Raw genomic sequence first — 16622 nt, forward strand, 5'->3', positions numbered from 1 at the left:
GCGGCGTCCAGGCTGGTCGATCACCCCCACCCCGATGCCCGCCGTCAGAAGCGACGGCCCATGGGAGACCAACATGACCACAGACGTGCAGGCCGGCACCGCCACCAGGACGCGCCGCGACGCCCGGCTGGCAGTCCTCTCGGCCGGCTTCGGCAACATCCTTGAGAACTACGACAGCGTGATCTACGGGTATTCGGCGGCGCTGCTGGCCACCCTGTTCTTCCCGGACTCCGACACCGCCGCCGGCCTGCTCTACACCTTCGCGGTCTTCGCCGTCGGCTTCGTGATCCGGCCGCTGGGCGCGCTGGTGTTCGGCCACATCGGCGACCGCCACGGCCGCCGCCGCGCCCTGGTGCTCTCCGTCGTGCTGATGGCGGGCTCGACCACGCTGATCGGGCTGCTGCCCACCTACGCCCAGATCGGGCTGGGCGCCCCGCTGCTGCTGGTCGCCGCCCGCCTGGTGCAGGGCTTCTCGGTCGGCGGGGAATGGGCCGGCTCCGCCGCGCTCATCGTCGAATACGCGCCGGCCCGCCGCCGCGGCCTGTTCGGCAGCGCCCAGCAGGTCTCGACCGCGCTCGGTTTCCTGCTCGCTGCGGGGGTGGCCACCGCGAACACCTTGCTGTTCACGCACGACCAGCTGCTGGAGTGGGCCTGGCGCCTGCCGTTCCTGCTCGGTGTCCTCACCGGGATCGCGGCCCTGGCGCTGCGCCTGATGCTCGACGAGACCCCGGCGTTCAAACAGACCGCCGCCGAAGGCGAAACCGTCCGCAGCCCCTTGCTGCAGAGCTTCCGCACCCAGAAGCTCGCCATCGTCCGCGGTTTCGGCTTCACCGTGCTGTGGACCCTGTCGTACTTCCTGTTCCTGACCTATTTGCCCACCCACCTCACCGAGGTGGTCGGCGCCGACCCCACCCACGCCAAGGTCGCCAACGTGGTCGCGCTGTCGCTGTTCACCGTGCTCATCCCGGTGTTCGGCGCCCTGTCCGACCGCATCGGCCGCAAACCGCTGCTGCTGGCCTCGGCCGCCGGGTTCCTGGTGCTCAGCCTGCCGATCATGATGCTGCTCAACACCGGCACCACGGCGGCGATCTACGGCGGGCAGTTGGCGCTGGCGCTGCTGCTGGCGGTGTTCTCCGGGCCCGGTCCCGCCGCGATCTCGGAAATGTTTCCCACCGAGGTGCGGTACTCCTCGCTGTCGATCGGCTACAACGGCTCGGTCATGGTCTTCGGCGGCACGGCACCGTTCCTGGCGACCTTCCTGATCTCGGCCACCGGCTGGAACGCCTCGCCGGCGCTGCTCGCCGCCGGCGCGGGCCTGCTCACCACGATCGTCGTGCTGTCGATGCGCGAAACCGCGCACAAGTCACTGCGTTGACAAGTGCCGCCCGGCGCTGACCGCCGCCCGCACCGGCGGCTCTCCGCGCACATTCTCCGACTCCCGGATCCGACTCCCAGAAAAGGGTGAGGAACGTTGTCCGACACCGCCCCTGCCTCCGCCACCCCCGCCGCGCCGGGCGGCCCGGCCGTGCTCAGCGTCAGCGGCTGCCACACCGGCATGGGCCAGCGGATCGGCGCCGCAACCCGCGACCTGGTCGCCGCCAACCTCGACTCCTACCGCAAGCGCTTCCGCGACCAGGCTGGGCTCGACGACGCCGCGGTGCGCCGGTGGGGCGGCCGCTACCGCACCGTCGCCGCCGACTACGACACCGCCGTGGCGGCCATGCTCGACGGCCTCGCGGAAGGCGCCGAGCAACCCCCCGAGTACATCTACGCCCTCAACGCCCGCACCGAGATGCTCTACGGCACCGCCTACCGCGAAGGCGGCTGCACCTCGCTGGCCGTGCTGGGCTCGCGCACCGCCGGCGGCCACACCCTGCTCGCCCAGAACTGGGACTGGCACCCCGAGCAGGGCCCGGTCACCTTCCTGCTCGCCACCCGCGACGAGGACGGGTTCGGCGTGCTGTCGCTGACCGAAGCGGGCATGCTCGCCAAGAGCGGCCTCAACTCCGCGGGACTCGGCGTGTGCGCGAACCTGCTCGTGTCCGACGCCGACCGCGGCGGCGACGGGGTCCCCTACCACTTCCTGCTGCGCGGCGTCCTGCACGCGCGCACCATGTCCCAGGCGCACCGCGCCGTCCTGCCCCAGCAGCGGATCTCCTCGGGCAACATCCTCATCGCCGACGCCGGAGGCGAGGCCATCGACCTGGAGGTCGCCCCCGGCGACTTCGGCCACCTGCTGCCGCGCCAGGGACTGATCACCCACGCCAACCACTTCGAGACCGCCGTGGCAGTGGGCGACCTGCGCAAGGCCCGGTCGCAGTTGACCCTGCTGCGCGGCGAACGCGTCCGCCACCTGCTGGAGGACGCGCTGGAGGCCAGGTCGGTGACCCTGGACGGCATCCGCCGCGCCCTGCAGGACCACTACTCCTACCCCGACGCCGTCTGCCGCCACCCCGACCCCGCCGCGGCGCCCGAGGACCGGTTCTGCACCCTCTACTCGCTCGCCATGGACCTGGACGCCCGCGAACTCACCATCGCCGCCCACCCCGCCTGCGAGCAGCCGCCCGCCCGGTGGCGGCTCGGCGACCTCGCCGCGGCCCCGCCACCGGCCGGCACCGCCGCGCAGCAGACCCCCGAAGCAGCCTCCCCGTGGATCCAGGAGCCCGCCCATGCCTGACGGTACCGTCTGCCTCACCTTCGACTTCGACGCGATCTCGCTGTGGATGTCGCGCGGGATGAACTCCCCGGGCCCCTACTCGCGCGGCGAGTTCGGCGCGCACGCGGTGCCCCGGCTGCTGCGGCTGCTCGACGCCCGCGGCCTGCCCTCGACCTGGTTCGTGCCCGGCCACACCGCCGACACCTACCCGGAGCTGGTCGGCGACATCGCCCGGGCCGGCCACGAGATCGGCCTGCACGGCTACGCCCACGAGCCGGTCTCCGCGCTCGACGCCGGAACCGAGCGCGCCGCACTGGTCCGCTCCGCCGAGGTGCTGACCGCTGCCGCCGGAACCGCGCCCGTCGGCAATCGCACCCCGAGTTGGGACTTCACCGACGCCACCGCCGACATCCTGGAGGAACTGGGCCTGGCCTACGACTCCAGCCTGATGGCAACCGACTACACGCCCTACCGGGTCCGCAGCGGCGACCGCGCCCCCGCCGACGGCCCCTTCGAGTTCGGCCGCCGCACCCCGCTGGTCGAACTGCCCGTGTCCTGGAGCCTCGACGACTACCCCCAGTTCGAGTACCTGCGGGCGCCCGGGCTGCTCATGCCCGGTCTGCGCAGGCCCCAAGAGGTCTTTGCGAACTTCCTCGACGACGTGGTCTACATGGCGCGGGAGGAACCCGGCGGCGTCTGCGTCATCACCTTCCACCCGCAGGTCATCGGCCGCGGCCACCGCATGCTCGGCCTGGAGTGGTTCCTGGACCGCCTGGCCGAACTGGACATCGGGGTGCGCCGCTGCGACGAGGTGGCCGCCGACGCGGCCGCGGCCCTGGCCGGGGGTGGCGGCGGTGCCTGAGACCCCGCTCGGCGCCACACCGCTGTTGGAGGATGCGCGGGTACTGGTCACCGGTGCCTGCGGCGGTATCGGCGCGGCGTGCGCCGCGGCGCTGCGGGCGGCCGGCGCCGCGGTTGCAGGAACCGACCTGCACCCGCCCGCCGAACCCGGCCCCGCCCCCGCCCCCGGCCCGGCCGCGCCGCAGGCGCTGATCGCGGCCGACCTCGCCCGGGCCGCAGCGGCCGAAGAGGTGGTGGAGTCCGCCTGGGGGCGGCTGGGCGGGGTGGACATCCTCGTCAACGCCGCCGGGCTCTACCCGGCCCGCGCGGCCCTGGACACCGACGCCGGACTGTGGGACCGCGTACTGGCGGTCAACACCCGCGCGCCGTTGCTGCTGACCCTGGCGCTGGCCCGGCGGCTGACCGCAGCGGGCCGGCCCGGCGCGGTGGTCAACATCTCCTCCGGCGCCGCGGCGCGCGCCCGCACCGGCACGACCTGCTACGCCGCATCCAAAGCCGCGCTGGACGCGGTCACCCGCAGCTGCGCCCTGGAACTGGCCCCGCAGGGCATCCGGGTCAACGCGGTGGCTCCGGGCTATGTCCACGTGCGGTCGGACCTCAACCCGATACCGCAGCACTACGCCGATGCGGCCGGGCGGGCCACACCCCTGGGGCGGGCAGGCGCGGCCGCCGACATCGTCCCGGCGGTGCTGTGGCTGGCGGGCCCGGAGTCGGCTTGGGTCACCGGCGCCGTCCTGCCCGCCGACGGCGGCGCAGCGGCCGGCTCACCCGAGGCACCCACCTGGCTGTGACCCGGATGCCGCGGACACCGGGGGCCGGGCGGGGCGGGATGCGCGTGCGCCCCGCTCGCTTCCCGGTCCCCGATCCGCGGTTCGCGGCGCTCCGGTCAAGCGCCTTCGGTCTCCTGCTCGACCTGGCGGTTCCACTCGCGTTTGCTCGACTGCCAGCCGTCCTCGTTCAAGCCGGTCCGCCAGTAGCCCGAGATGGACAGCCGCTCCAGCGGCACGCCGCGCTCGCGGCGCAGCAGCCGCCGCAGCTCCTTGACCGCGCCCGCCTCGCCGTGGACGAACGCCTGGACATCGCCGGGCGGAAAGTCCAACCCGGCGACCGCGCGGGCCAGCGGCTCGCCGACCCGTTCGGTGCCGCGGTGCAGCCAGGTGACCGCGGCGTCGGCGGCGGTCTGTAGTTTCTGCTCCTCCTGTGGGTCGGCGACCTCGATGAACACGTGGGCAAGGGCGCCCTCCGGCAGCCGCTCCATCGCGGCCGCGATGGCGGGCAGCGCGCTCTCGTCGCCGGCCAGCAGGTGCCAGCCGGCGGCCGGGTCCGGAGCGTAGGCGCCGCCGGGACCGGAAAAGTACAGGTCGTCGCCCGGCCGGGCATTGGCCGCCCACGGTCCGGCGACCCCCTGCTGCCCGTGGTACAGGAAGTCGACGGTCAACTCGCGGGCCTCGGCGTCCCAGCGGCGCACGGTGTAGGTGCGCATGACCGGCCACTGGTCGCGGGGCTGCTCCTCGCGGATGGCCTGGGGATCAAAGGGGTCGGGGTAGGCGCCGCCCTCGGCAGGGAACAGCAGCTTGATGTAGTGGTCGGTGTACTCGCCTGCGGCGAAGCCGTCGAGCCCGGGTCCGCCCAGCACAATGCGGATCATGTGCGGGGTGAGCTGCTCGACCCGCTGCACCTGGGCGCGTATGGCGCTCGGCCGGGGTCTTGCGGGACGTTCGGCCATGGGTGGGTTTCCTTCCTCCCCTCGCCTGCCGCGGCCAAAGACCCCGGTCAGGCGGGTGCGATCGCGGTTGGGGGCCGCGCGGTGCCGCTCGCGGTCGGGGAGTCGCACGCCCGGGCGTGCGGCGGCGGCCGCCGCGCTGCGATCACCAGACTAGGCGACCGGAGACCGCCCCGGCGGTGCCCCGCAGGGCATAAGGCGGCCCCTCCCACCGGGAGGGGAGCGGGAGGGGCCTTGAGGGGATGGTCGGGCGGGTGTTGCCGGCCGCCGGAACGTCCGGAGCCGGAGCCGGGTTACTCGGTGCTGCCCGTGGGCGCTCCCGGGCCCGTTCCCGTCCCCGTGCCCGCGATGCGGCGCGGCGACGGGTAGCGGATGCTCTCGACCATCTCGGCGATGTGGCGCGACGGCGCTGGAGTGGCCAGCGACACCACGACCGTCACCACGGCGTTGACCAGGGCGCCCACAGCACCGATGCCTTCGGGGCTGACCCCGAATATGGGGTCGTGGGCCGCCAGACCGAACACCTCCAGGGTGTAGAGCATGTAGGCGATGGTGAACCCGAGGCCGACGATCATGCCGGTCGCGGCTCCGGTGGCGTTGCAGCGTTTCCAGAAGATGCCCAGCACAATGGCCGGGAAGAAACTGGACGCCGCCATACCGAAGGCGAACGCCACCACCTGGGCGACAAAGGCCGGCGGGTTGATTCCGGCGACCACGGCCACGACGATCGCCGCGGCCATCGCGATCCGCCCCACGAGCAGGCGCTCGTGGTCTCCCGCGGTCTTGCGGAAGTAGCGGAAGTACAGGTCGTGGGAGACCGACGAGGAGATGACCAGCAGCAGGCCGGCCGCAGTCGACATCGCCGCGGCAAGACCGCCCGCAGCCATCAGGCCGACAATGGGCGCCGGCAGTCCGGCGATCTCCGGCGAGGCCAGCACCAGGATGTCGTTGTTGACGGTCAGGTCCGCCCCGGCGGCCGGGTCGTTGCTGACCGTGTTGACCACGTCCGCGTTCTGGTTCACCGTCACCAGGCCCGTTGCCGCCCAGTTCTGCACCCAGTCCGGCAGGGCGTCGGTCGCGGTGCCGTTCACCCCCTCAAGGAGGTTGAACTTGGTGAAGGCGCCCACGGCCGGTGCGGTCGTGTACAGCAGGGCGATGAAGAACAGCGCCCAGAACGCCGAGTACCGCGAGCCGCGCACGGTCTTGGTGGTGTAGAAGCGGATGATCACGTGCGGCAGGCCCGCCGTACCGATCATCAGCGCCATGGTCACCAGGAAGATGTCGATCATCGGCCGGCTGGTGAACGGGTCGGTGAAGACCTCCAGGCCCAGTTCCACCGACAGGTCGTTCAGCCCGCTGAGGATCTGGCCGAAGGAGACCTGGGGGATGGGGATGCCCGTCATCTGCTGCGCCACGGCCACGGCCGGGATCATGTAGGCGATGATGAGCACGGTGTACTGGGCAACCTGCGTCCAGGTGATGCTCTTCATGCCGCCCAGCACCGCGTAAACGAAGATGACGACCGCGGCGATGATCACGCCCCAGGTGATGTCCACGTTCAAAAAGCGGCTGAAGACGATGCCGCCGCCGTTCATCTGCCCCACCACGTAGGTGAAGGACACGATGATGGCCGCGATGGCCGAGACGGTGCGCACCAGCTCGGAGTACCTGTCGCCGACGAACTCGGGGACCGTGTATTTGCCCCATTTGCGCAGGTAGGGCGCCAGCAGCAGCGCGAGGAGGACGTAGCCGCCGGTCCAGCCCATCAGGTAGATGCTGCCGTCGTAGCCCAGGAAGGCGATCAGGCCCGCCATCGAGATGAACGACGCCGCCGACATCCAGTCGGCCCCGATCGCGGCGCCGTTGGCGATGGTGGGGACGCCGTGGCCGGCGACGTAGAACCCCGCGGTCTCCCGCACGCGGCTGCGCCAGGCGATCGTCATGTAGACGCCGAAGGACAGGACGATGAAGACCGTCGTCCAGATTTGGATTTCGCTCACGACTCGCCCCCTTCAGCGCTGCCGCCTCCGGCCGGTTCGTCGTTGTACTCGTAGACGCCGAACTGCTTGTCGAGGCGGTCCATGTACAGGCAGTAAGCCAGAATCAGCAGCAGGAACACATAGATGGACCCCTGCTGCGCGAACCAGAAACCGAGTGGGAACCCGAGGATGACGATCTGGTTCAACTGCTCGACGAAGAGGATCCCGAAGCCGAACGACACGATGAACCAGATGGCAAGCAAGACCACCATCAGCCGCAGGTTCTTCTTCCAGTACTCACGCCTCCAGCCGTTGCCGCCCGGCGGCCCCGGGCTGTGTTCTTCCGTTTCAGCCACGATCGCTCTCCTAGTAATGGGGTAGGGACTGTGAATGCGCGGGCCCCGTACCGCTGGGGTAGACACCAGCGCACCCGCCCGCCTGTGCACAAGCCCGATGGGGGCGAACGGCCGATCCGTCTTTTGAACGGTCGTATGGATCCGACGAATGGCATAGATCACACCCGGGACCGTTCGCGCGCACCGGCCGACCGCTGGTTCATCCGCGGGGCCCTTCGGCGAAAGCCCCTCTCAACACCCGCCTCACCAGTGGTTAGGATTCGGCCATGTCGCCATCCAACGGCTCCGCAGCTCCAGCCGCCCCCGCCGCGCGGCGGAGCATCTTCCACCCGGGCAGCGCCGGGCTGCTCGCCGGCGGACTACTGCTGATCATCGGCGCGTTCACCCCGTGGGTGTCCACACCACTGGGCAACCTCTCCGGAATGGCCGGCCCCGGACTGTGGGTGATGTGCGCCGGCGCCCTCGCCGTGGGCGGGGCGCTGATGCCGCACCGGCGTATCGCCCTGGTGCACGCCCTGATCCCGGCGGCCGCCGCAGGCGGGCTGGTGCTGTGGCAGGCGGCGCGCATCATGCAGCTGAGTGCCGCCACCGACAGCTGGGGCAAACTCCTGCCCGGAGTCGGCCTGGTGATCGTCGGCGCCGGCGCCGTCCTGCTCCTCGTTGCCGCCCGCCGCCTGTACTCCGCGGCCGCCTGACCACATGCGCGACCCCGACGAGCCCGACCTCCTGCTGGGCTCCGCCGACGAGCACGACACCCCCGCTGAGGTCGACGCCGCGTTCCGCACCCTGCGGCGTGTCGCCCTCGGCCACGTCGCCGTGTTCACCGGGGTCGTCATCGCCGTCCCGCTGCTCACCGCGGCGCTGGACTGGTGGTCGCAGGGCCGGCTCTACGGCGGGATGAGCCCGATGTTCGCCATGACGGCGTTCGGGCTCTATGCCTTCTTCTTCGTGGTGTGCCTGGCGGCGGCGACCCTGTCCAACGCGGTCGAGGAACGCATGCTGGGCGGTCCGGCCCGCGAAGGCCACCGGGAGGACGAGGCGCTGCCGCCGTGATGGCGAGCATCGTGCTGCTCGCCGTCCTGCTGGCGGCCGTGGCGTCGGTCGCGGTGCTGATCCGGCCGCAGCGCGCCTCCACCTTCGAGTTCTACCTCGCCGGCCGCCGGGTCGGCGTGGTCACCAATGCCTGCGCGATCTGCGGCGACTACTTCTCGGCGGCGTCCTTCCTGGGCGTGGCCGCGGCCGTCTACGCCTCCGGCCTGGACGGCATGTGGTACGCCACCGGTTTCGCCGCCGGGTTCGTCCCCGTCCTGCTGTTCATCGCCGCTCCGCTGCGCCGGTTCGGGGAGTTCTCCATCCCCGACTTCCTGGGGCGGCGGCTGGACTCCAACGGCGTACGCCTGACCTCGGTGGCCATCGTGCAGCTCGTCATCCTGGCCTACCTGGTGCCGCAGGCGGTCGCCAGCGGGATCATCTGGGAGCTGTTCATCGGCCACGGCCTGGGCGGCCTTTCGGCCTACACGACCGGCGTGCTCGTCTCGACCGCCGCCATCATGCTGATGGTCGCCCTCGGCGGCATGCGCGGCACCACCTGGACCCAGGCCGTGCAGTTCCTGCTGCTGCTGGCGATCTTCATCTGGCTGGCCATCGTCGTCGCCGGCTCCGGATTCAACTTCCCCGACGCGCTGCGGGAGCTGTCCGCGCGCCCGCTGGCCAACCCCGCCGAGACCGAAGGCACCTGGCGGTTGGAGCCGGTCGAGAACCGCCTGCACCCCGAGGACCCGGCCTACTTCGGCGAGCCCGGCGGGCAGTACACCCAGTTCGGCCAGTTCGCGCTGATCGTGTCGCTGGCGATGGGCACCGCCGGCCTGCCGCACATCATGAACCGCTACTTCACCAGCCCCACCGGCACCGCGGCACGCATGACCACCGTGTGGGTCGTGGGCATGGCCGGGCTGTTCTACACCTTGGCGGTCCTGCTGGGCACCGCCGCGCGCTCGGTCGTCCGCGACGCGGCGGCGCACCTGCCGTGGGTGCGCGAACTGACCACCGGCGGCATCCTGCGGGTACCCGAGTACGCCCTGCTCGTCCTCGGCCAGGTCTTCGGCGGGCGGGCCGGCCTGGGCCTGATCGCAGTGGGCGCGCTGGTGGCGGTGCTGTCGACCATCGCCGGCCTGCTGCTGGCCTCGGCCGCCTCGTGGGGGCACGACATCTACGAGCGCCACATCAACCGCAATGCGACCCAGCGCCAGGCACTGTGGGCGGGCCGCGCCGCGGTCGCCGTCGTTGCCGCGGTTTCGGCGTCGCTCGCGCTGGCGGTGCACCCCCAGGCGGTCACCGGGCAGTTCCCGTCGATTGTGGCGACCATGGTGACCTGGGCGTTCGCCCTCGCGGGATCGGCGCTGACCCCGGTGTTCCTGTTCGCGATCTGGTGGCGCCGCACCACCGGTCCGGGCGCCGTCGCGGGCATGATCACCGGTACCGTTGCCGCGGTGGGCATGTGCACTGCCGGCCTGCTGCTCGGCGACAACGCCTACGCGCAGGTGCTGCTGACACCAACGGTCGTATCGGCGCCCTGCGCCGCCGCCGCCACGGCGGTGGTGTCGCTGGCGACCCGGCCGCCGCCGGGCCTGGATGCCATATGGCTGCGCATGCACGGCACCGCGGCCGACCGCCGCGCGGTGCGGCTGGCCCGGCTGACGGTTGCGGGATTCGGCCGGCGGGGAAGGGAACGCCGATGAGCAACGGGAGCCTCCCCCTGGCCGGTGTCATCGTCCTGGTGTGGGGCGCTGTCTACCTGGTCACCCAGCAGATCACCGCCCCGCCGCTGGGCACCGGGACCACGGTGATCATCGGCACCGGGCTGACCACCGCACTGGTCTTCGGCTACCCCTCAGCGCTGCGGGGGCCGCGCAGCAACCGCACCGGCACACCGGTGCCGGCCCGCCTCCAGCAGGGCCGGCACGGCACCACGATCGCCGCGGTGGGCCGGTCGATGCCGCTGCGCTCCGGGCTGACCGCCGATGGGGCGCGCCGCACCGTGCACCTGCTGCAGCCGCTGCTGGCCGGCGCGGCGGTGGCCATCACCGACCGCGAGCGGGTGCTCGCATTCGCCGGGCCGGGCGACGACCACCACCGCTCGGGCGATGCGGCGGCCCCGGCGACCGCGCGTGCGCTGAACCGGGGCCGGACCGTGCTCGTGCGGCGCCGCGGCGAGCTGTGCTGTTCCGCCGCGGAGTGCTCGCTGCGCACCGCGGTCGTCGCGCCGCTGACCGACGGCAAGCAGACCGTGGGCACGCTGCAGGTGTTCCGGCGCGACGGCGCGCTGTCGCCGCGCGGCGTGGTCGAAGGGCTGGCCGGCATCCTCTCGCTGCACCTGGAACTGGCCGAACTCAACCGCCGCCAGCACCTCGCGGTGGACGCCAAGCTGGATGCGCTGCGCGCCCAGATCAACCCGCACTTCCTTTTCAACACGTTGAACACGATCGCCTCCAAGGTGCACACCGACACCGAGGAGACCCGCCAACTGCTGGTGCGGCTGTCGGATTTCTTCCGCTACGTGGTCCGCCAAGAGGGGCACTTCGCCGAGTTCGGCCAGGAGTACTTCTTCGTGCGCACCTACGTCTCGCTGGAGCAGGCCCGCTACGGCGACCGGGTGCACGTGCGCTACGACATCGACCCGCAGGTGCTCACCGCGCACGTGCCCGTGCTGATCATCCAGCCGCTGGTGGAGAACGCGATCAAGCACGGGCTGGCGGGCAAGGTGGCGGGCGGCACCGTCACGCTGAAGGCGCGGGTCGACCCGCTCACCCGCACCACCTCCATCCGCGTGGCCGACGACGGGATCGGCATCGCCGCCGATCTGCTCGGGCGGATTTCGGCAGGGGAGCGCCGCGAGGGCGACGGACAAGGGCTGAGCAACATCGCAGGACGCTTGGCATCGCTGTATGGGGAGCGCTATCGTCTTGACATCCAGTCCACCGAAAACGGTGGGACTGTCGTCGATCTGCAAATACCACTTGGATGACCTATGCGCGCGCGATGCCTCATCGTCGACGATGAGGCTCCAGCGCGGTCGGACCTCCGTTACCTGCTGTCGAGGTTCGATCACGTGCAGGTCGTCGGCGAGGCATCCAACGCAGAAGAGGCGCTGCTGCTGCTGGAGTCACTGGACTACGACCTGGTGCTGATGGACATCCGCATGCCCGGCGGCACCGGCCTGGACATCGCGCGCAGCCTGCGCGACTCCGCGCATCCGCCCAAGATCGTCTTCACCACGGCGTTTCCCGACTACGCGGTCGATGCGTTCGACCTCGACGCCGCCGACTACCTGGTCAAGCCCTTCGACGCCGACCGGCTGGGGCGGGCGCTGGACCGGGCGCTGTCGTCGCGGGCGGACGAGGCCGAGCCGCAGGCGGTGGCGCCGCGGCGCTCGGACGGTACCGAGTCCCCGCACCGGATCCCGGTCCACAAGGGCGACCGCACCGTGCTGCTCAACGAGTCGTCCATCATCTATGCGGGGGCGGCGCGCGGCTACTCCTATCTGCAGTTGGCCGACGAGCGGGTGCTGGTGAACTTCTCGCTGAACGAGCTGGAGCGCCGGCTGCGCGGCGCCCACTTCTTCCGCGCGCACCGTTCCTATTTGGTGAACCTCGACTATGTGCGCGAGCTGGCCCCCGATTTCCGGGGCACGTTGATGCTGCTCATGGACGATCCCCGCAAGAGCCGGGTCGAGGTCTCGCGCCGCCAGGCCCGCGAGCTGCGCCGGGTACTGGGGTTGTAGCCGGCGCGCACGGCGCAGGCGGGAGCAGGACCGGATCGGACCGCGGACCGCCGTTGCACCCCTTGACGGAAATCGCTTTCCCAGTAGATTTGAGCGAACCGTGCCGCTGCGGTCGCCTGGTGCGGCCGCAGTGCGCGGGTGCGCCGTGGACCCCCGACACACCGCCCTGCTCGTTCCCCCAACCGCCCTAATGCGGCCCCCTTGCCGGGGCCGAGAAACGGGAGGCCTCCTTGCGGGTCATTAAAACGATTCAATCCGCGATCCCACCCGGCCCCAGCGCACTGGCGGCCGGCGCCTGCGCGGTGGTGCTCGCGCTCACCGGGGCCGCAGCCGCCCACGCGGCCCCTACCGCCCACGGCAACGGCGGCGGCTCCGGCGGCGGGGTCCAACTGGAGGACCTGGACCGCGGCCTGGTCGCGGTCCCCACCGGCGACGGCGTCCTGCTGAGCTGGCGGCTGCTGGGCCACGAGACCGCGGCCGCCACCCCCTCGGGGCTCAAATCGCAGGCCTTCCGCGTGTACCGCGACGGCCGGCGCATCGCCACGGTCACCGGCAGCACCAACCACCTGGACACCGCAGGCTCGGCCGGAGACGAGTACCGCGTCGCACCGGCAGGCGGTGGCCACGGCAAGGGCGGCGGCGCGGGAGCCACGGCCGAAGTCTGGTCCGAAAGCCACCACGAGCTGCCGCTGCGCAAACCCGAAGGCGGCGTCACCCCGGACGGCGAAGAGTACGGCTACACGGCCAACGACATGAGCGTCGGCGACGTCACCGGCGACGGCCGCTACGAGTACGTCGTCAAATGGACGCCGACCAACGCCAAGGACGTCTCCCAAACCGGCTACACGGGCAACACCTACATCGACACCTACACCCGCGGCGGAACCCTGCTGCACCGCATCGACCTGGGCGTCAACATCCGCTCGGGCGCGCACTACACGCAGTTCCTGGTCTACGACTTCGACGGTGACGGCCGCTCGGAGCTGATGTTCAAGACCGCCCCCGGCACCCGGACCATCGGCTACGGGTCCGGCGGCGAGCCGGAGCCGGCGGAGTACATCACCCTGCCCGCCGACGATGCCGCCGCGGGCGTCTCCAACGGCGACGACTACCGCATGAGCTCCGCCGACTACTACGAGCACCTCGTCAAGATGTTCCGGGGCTGGCACGAGCACCCCGAGGTCCGGGCCGGCAACTGGCCGGCCACCCTGGAAGAGGCGTTCGGTATCGAATACGCCTACGACTATCCGCTCTCTCGCACCGACGCCGAAGCGCTGGCCGACCACTTCACCGACACCTACGCGCCCGGCCGCAGCAGCCGCAACGACCTGCGCAACTTCGAAGGCTTCGTGCTGTCGGGGCCGGAGTACCTGACCGTGTTCGACGGCAGAACCGGCGCCGAGCTGGACACCGTCGACTACGCACCCGCACGCGGCGACGACGGGCTGATGTGGGGCGACTACGCGATGTCGCGCATCGAACCCGGCAACCGGGTGGACCGGTTCCTTTCGGGCGTGGCCTACCTCGACGGCACCCGCCCCTCGGCCGTCTTCGCCCGCGGGTACTACACGCGCGCCGCGCTGGCCGCCTACCGCTGGGACGGCCGGCAGCTCACCCGGCAGTGGCTGGCCGACAGCGGGCACGCGCCGATGTCCAACCCGTTCAACGACTCCCCGCACGGGGTCGAGGGCGCCGACCCCGAGCACGGCACGCTCACCTCGCAGGGCAACCACCAGATGACCTCCGCCGACGTCGACGGCGACGGCAAACAGGAGATCGTCTACGGCGCCGCCACCATCGACGACGACGGCTCGCTGCTGTACTCCTCCTACGCGACCGGGCACCCCGACAGCCAGGTGCCCGGCGAGCGGGTCAAGCTGGGCCACGGCGACGCCCTGCACGTCGGCGACCTCGATCCCCGGCGCGACGGCATGGAGATCTGGGGCGTCCACGAGGGCGGCGCCTACGCGCCCTACGGGTTCGCGATGCGCGACGCCGCCACCGGCGAGGTGCTGTTCGGCGGCTACACCGGTACCGACACGGGCCGGGGCATGGCCGGCGACATCGACCCGGACATCCCGGGCCTGGAGGCGTGGTCGTCGATGCCGCCCGACCAGGAGGCCGACGCGGGCCTGTGGTCGGCCGGCGGCGAGCACCTCGGCCGCGACGTGCCCGGCACGAACATGAGCATCCGCTGGGCGCCGGACATGACCACGCAGCTCGTCAACAGCGGCGAGGCGCCCACGGTCGACGACCCGCGCCGCGGCACGCTGCTCACCGCCGGCGGCACCGCCACCAACAACGGCACCAAAGGCAACCCGGCCCTGGTCGCCGACGTTTTCGGCGACTGGCGCGAGGAGCTGCTGCTGCGCACCGCCGATTCGGAGGCCATCCGCATCTACACCGCGACCGAGGTGACCGACCGCAAGCTCTACACCCTCATGCACGACCCGCAGTACCGGGCCGGGATCGCGGGCCAGCAGACCGCCTACAACCAGCCCGCGTATCCGGGCTTCTACCTGGCGTCGGACACCGACTGGCGGCAGGTGCCCGTTCCGGAGGCCGCGTACCCCGGGCGTTAGCACGCGGATCCGGGCCTGCGCCCGGTGCCGTTGCCGGCGGGCGGGAGCAGGCCGCGCCCGCCCGCCGGCTCGGGGCCGGGCGGATCGGCCGGAGCGCGAGAGGTCCGCCGCGGCCGCGCCCCGGCTACTGCGGTGGTTCGGTGCCGACCGTGAACAGGCCGGCTTCGGCCGGGCCGTGCGCTGCGACATGGAGGCCGTGGGGTGCGGTCTCGGCGCGGAGCACCTGCTCGGAGAGTGTCCACCAGTCGTAGTGCACCTCGTCGCGGCTGACGAGCCGCTCGCCGTGGTGGACCTCGTAGGTCATCTGCCAGGTGATCCGGTCGGGCCCGGCGGGCTCGGCTGCGGCCCAGCCGGTGTAGGTGCGCTCGCCCACGCGGACATCGCTCATCCGGGTGCGTTCCACCGGGGCCGGCTCGACCGGCGGTGCCAAGTTGACCAGGGCGAACGCCCCCGGAGCCAGCCGCGCAGCCAGGGTGCCCCAGAGCCGGTCGCGCTGTTCGGGTGCGAAGTGCCCGATCAGGTTGGCCAGCAGTGCGCCGCCGAGGCGATCGGGCAGGCTGGTCGAGAGCAGGTCGCCGCCGTCGACGGTGACCCGGTCGCTGTACGGCGAGTCGGCGACGCGCGAGAGGAGAACGGCGCGCAGCACGGGTGAGGGCTCGACGGCCAGGATGGCGGCGTTCGGCAGGGACCGGGCGAGCAGCCTGGTGCCCCAGCCGCCGCCGGCTCCGGCGTCGAGCAGCGGACCGGCCTCGGCCGGGAGCCGTGCTGCGGCTTCGGCGAGGGCATCGCCGAAGTGGTCCCACCAGCCGGCGATCATGATGTCGATGAACGGCCCGGACCGGACGTAGGGGTCGACGTATTCAGCTTCAGCCAACGCGGTGCTCCTCTCGCAACGCCCGGCGGTGCGGCCGGGGGACCGGAACCGGATCTGGATACGAAACGAAAATCATTTTCATAGCGTAGCGGGTGCCGCGGCGGTGTCCGATCGCGGCGTATCGCCCTGGGTTGCGTGGTCCGTGAGTGCGCCGCCGTGCAGGTGCAGGCGGTGGTCGGCCCACTGGGCGGCCTGGGGGTCGTGGGTCGCGAAGACCACGGTGACCCCCTCGGAACGCAGTTCGGCGAGCACGGCCATGATCGCCTCGTGGGCCGCGGTGTCCAGGCCGGCCGAGGGTTCGTCCAGTAGCAGCAGGTCGGAGCGCTGGGCCAAGCCCTGGGCGAGCAGGGCCCGCTGGCGCTGCCCGCCGGAGAGCGCGCCGAGCGGCCGGCCGGCGAGGCCCGCGATATCCAGGCGCGCCATGCACTCCCGCACGATGGCCCGGTCTTCGGCGGTGAGCCGCCGCCACGGGCCCCGGTGCGCCCAGCGCCCCATGGCGACGGTGTCGGCAACGGTGATCGGCAGGGTGTCGGGTGCGGCGCTGCGCTGCACCACCAGCGACGGGCGCTCGCGGTGGAACCGTTCGACCGTGCCCGAGCCGGGCCGGTGCAGGCCCGCCACCACCCCGAGCAGGGTCGATTTTCCCGAGCCGTTCGGGCCGACCAGCGCCGTGGCGCGGCTCGCGGGGATGGCCGCGGTGATGGCGTGCAGTACCTGCTGCGAGCCGTAGGCGGCGTTCACCCGCCGCAGGTCGACGGCGGTCTCTGTGCTGTGTCCCACGGGCCCTCCAATTGACAACGATAATCATTTT

15 protein-coding genes are annotated in these 16622 nt (G+C 71.8%); 10 read left to right on the forward strand and 5 right to left on the reverse strand.

What is annotated here, in order from left to right; all coding sequences use genetic code 11:
• The first annotated feature begins 73 nt into the window (after window positions 1-73).
• The 4 genes from ACYVD5_RS27725 (at window position 74) to ACYVD5_RS27740 (ending at window position 4308) form a co-directional block, all read left to right on the forward strand.
• Window positions 74-1375: an MFS transporter gene (locus ACYVD5_RS27725; RefSeq protein ID WP_461004115.1), complete on the forward strand. Its 1302-nt coding sequence runs from the start codon at window positions 74-76 to the stop codon at window positions 1373-1375.
• A 96-nt stretch (window positions 1376-1471) separates the two neighbouring features.
• Window positions 1472-2677 (forward strand): C45 family autoproteolytic acyltransferase/hydolase, encoded by a 1206-nt coding sequence (locus tag ACYVD5_RS27730; RefSeq protein WP_461004116.1) that lies wholly within the window; start codon window positions 1472-1474, stop codon window positions 2675-2677.
• Entirely contained in the window at window positions 2670-3518 is an 849-nt protein-coding gene (locus ACYVD5_RS27735; RefSeq protein ID WP_461004117.1) for a polysaccharide deacetylase family protein, read from the forward strand. The genes ACYVD5_RS27730 and ACYVD5_RS27735 overlap by 8 nt, the downstream gene beginning before the upstream one ends.
• Window positions 3511-4308 (forward strand): SDR family NAD(P)-dependent oxidoreductase, encoded by a 798-nt coding sequence (locus tag ACYVD5_RS27740; RefSeq protein ID WP_461004118.1) that lies wholly within the window; start codon window positions 3511-3513, stop codon window positions 4306-4308. The genes ACYVD5_RS27735 and ACYVD5_RS27740 overlap by 8 nt, the downstream gene beginning before the upstream one ends.
• 95 nt (window positions 4309-4403) lie before the next feature.
• On the opposite strand, the gene ACYVD5_RS27745 is transcribed toward ACYVD5_RS27740, so the two are convergent.
• The 3 genes from ACYVD5_RS27745 to ACYVD5_RS27755 form a co-directional block, all read right to left on the reverse strand.
• Entirely contained in the window at window positions 4404-5243 is an 840-nt protein-coding gene (locus ACYVD5_RS27745; protein WP_461004119.1) for a siderophore-interacting protein, read from the reverse strand.
• Between the two features lie 290 nt (window positions 5244-5533).
• The gene (locus tag ACYVD5_RS27750) at window positions 5534-7240 is read right to left on the reverse strand and encodes a sodium:solute symporter family protein (protein ID WP_461004120.1); all 1707 of its coding nucleotides are present in this window, start codon (window positions 7238-7240) and stop codon (window positions 5534-5536) included.
• Window positions 7237-7575: a DUF4212 domain-containing protein gene (locus ACYVD5_RS27755; RefSeq protein WP_461004121.1), complete on the reverse strand. Its 339-nt coding sequence runs from the start codon at window positions 7573-7575 to the stop codon at window positions 7237-7239. Before ACYVD5_RS27755 ends, ACYVD5_RS27750 begins: the two co-directional genes overlap by 4 nt.
• A gap of 266 nt (window positions 7576-7841) precedes the next feature.
• Here ACYVD5_RS27755 and ACYVD5_RS27760 point away from each other — a divergent pair, with 266 nt between their 5' ends.
• The 6 genes from ACYVD5_RS27760 to ACYVD5_RS27785 all read left to right on the forward strand — a co-directional run bounded on the left by ACYVD5_RS27760 (window position 7842) and on the right by ACYVD5_RS27785 (window position 14937).
• Window positions 7842-8270 (forward strand): hypothetical protein, encoded by a 429-nt coding sequence (locus ACYVD5_RS27760; protein WP_461004122.1) that lies wholly within the window; start codon window positions 7842-7844, stop codon window positions 8268-8270.
• Between the two features lie 4 nt (window positions 8271-8274).
• Entirely contained in the window at window positions 8275-8628 is a 354-nt protein-coding gene (locus tag ACYVD5_RS27765) for a hypothetical protein (protein WP_461004123.1), read from the forward strand.
• Window positions 8628-10313 (forward strand): solute symporter family protein, encoded by a 1686-nt coding sequence (locus ACYVD5_RS27770; protein WP_461004156.1) that lies wholly within the window; start codon window positions 8628-8630, stop codon window positions 10311-10313. Before ACYVD5_RS27765 ends, ACYVD5_RS27770 begins: the two co-directional genes overlap by 1 nt.
• On the forward strand, window positions 10310-11599 hold the full coding sequence (locus tag ACYVD5_RS27775) for a sensor histidine kinase (RefSeq protein WP_461004124.1): 1290 nt from the start codon (window positions 10310-10312) through the stop codon (window positions 11597-11599). The genes ACYVD5_RS27770 and ACYVD5_RS27775 overlap by 4 nt, the downstream gene beginning before the upstream one ends.
• Before the next feature lie 3 nt (window positions 11600-11602).
• Window positions 11603-12355, forward strand: a complete 753-nt coding sequence (locus ACYVD5_RS27780; protein ID WP_461004125.1) for a LytR/AlgR family response regulator transcription factor — start codon at window positions 11603-11605, stop codon at window positions 12353-12355.
• 230 nt (window positions 12356-12585) lie between these two features.
• Entirely contained in the window at window positions 12586-14937 is a 2352-nt protein-coding gene (locus tag ACYVD5_RS27785; protein ID WP_461004126.1) for a rhamnogalacturonan lyase, read from the forward strand.
• A 124-nt stretch (window positions 14938-15061) separates the two neighbouring features.
• On the opposite strand, the gene ACYVD5_RS27790 is transcribed toward ACYVD5_RS27785, so the two are convergent.
• Together ACYVD5_RS27790 and aztA are read right to left on the reverse strand one after the other, a co-directional pair.
• Entirely contained in the window at window positions 15062-15811 is a 750-nt protein-coding gene (locus ACYVD5_RS27790; protein WP_461004127.1) for a methyltransferase domain-containing protein, read from the reverse strand.
• A gap of 78 nt (window positions 15812-15889) precedes the next feature.
• A complete protein-coding gene (aztA, locus tag ACYVD5_RS27795) occupies window positions 15890-16591 on the reverse strand; it encodes a zinc ABC transporter ATP-binding protein AztA (protein ID WP_461004128.1) in 702 nt (233 codons plus the stop codon).
• Between the last annotated feature and the right edge of the window lie 31 nt (window positions 16592-16622).

The organism is Streptomonospora sediminis (assembly GCF_054778995.1).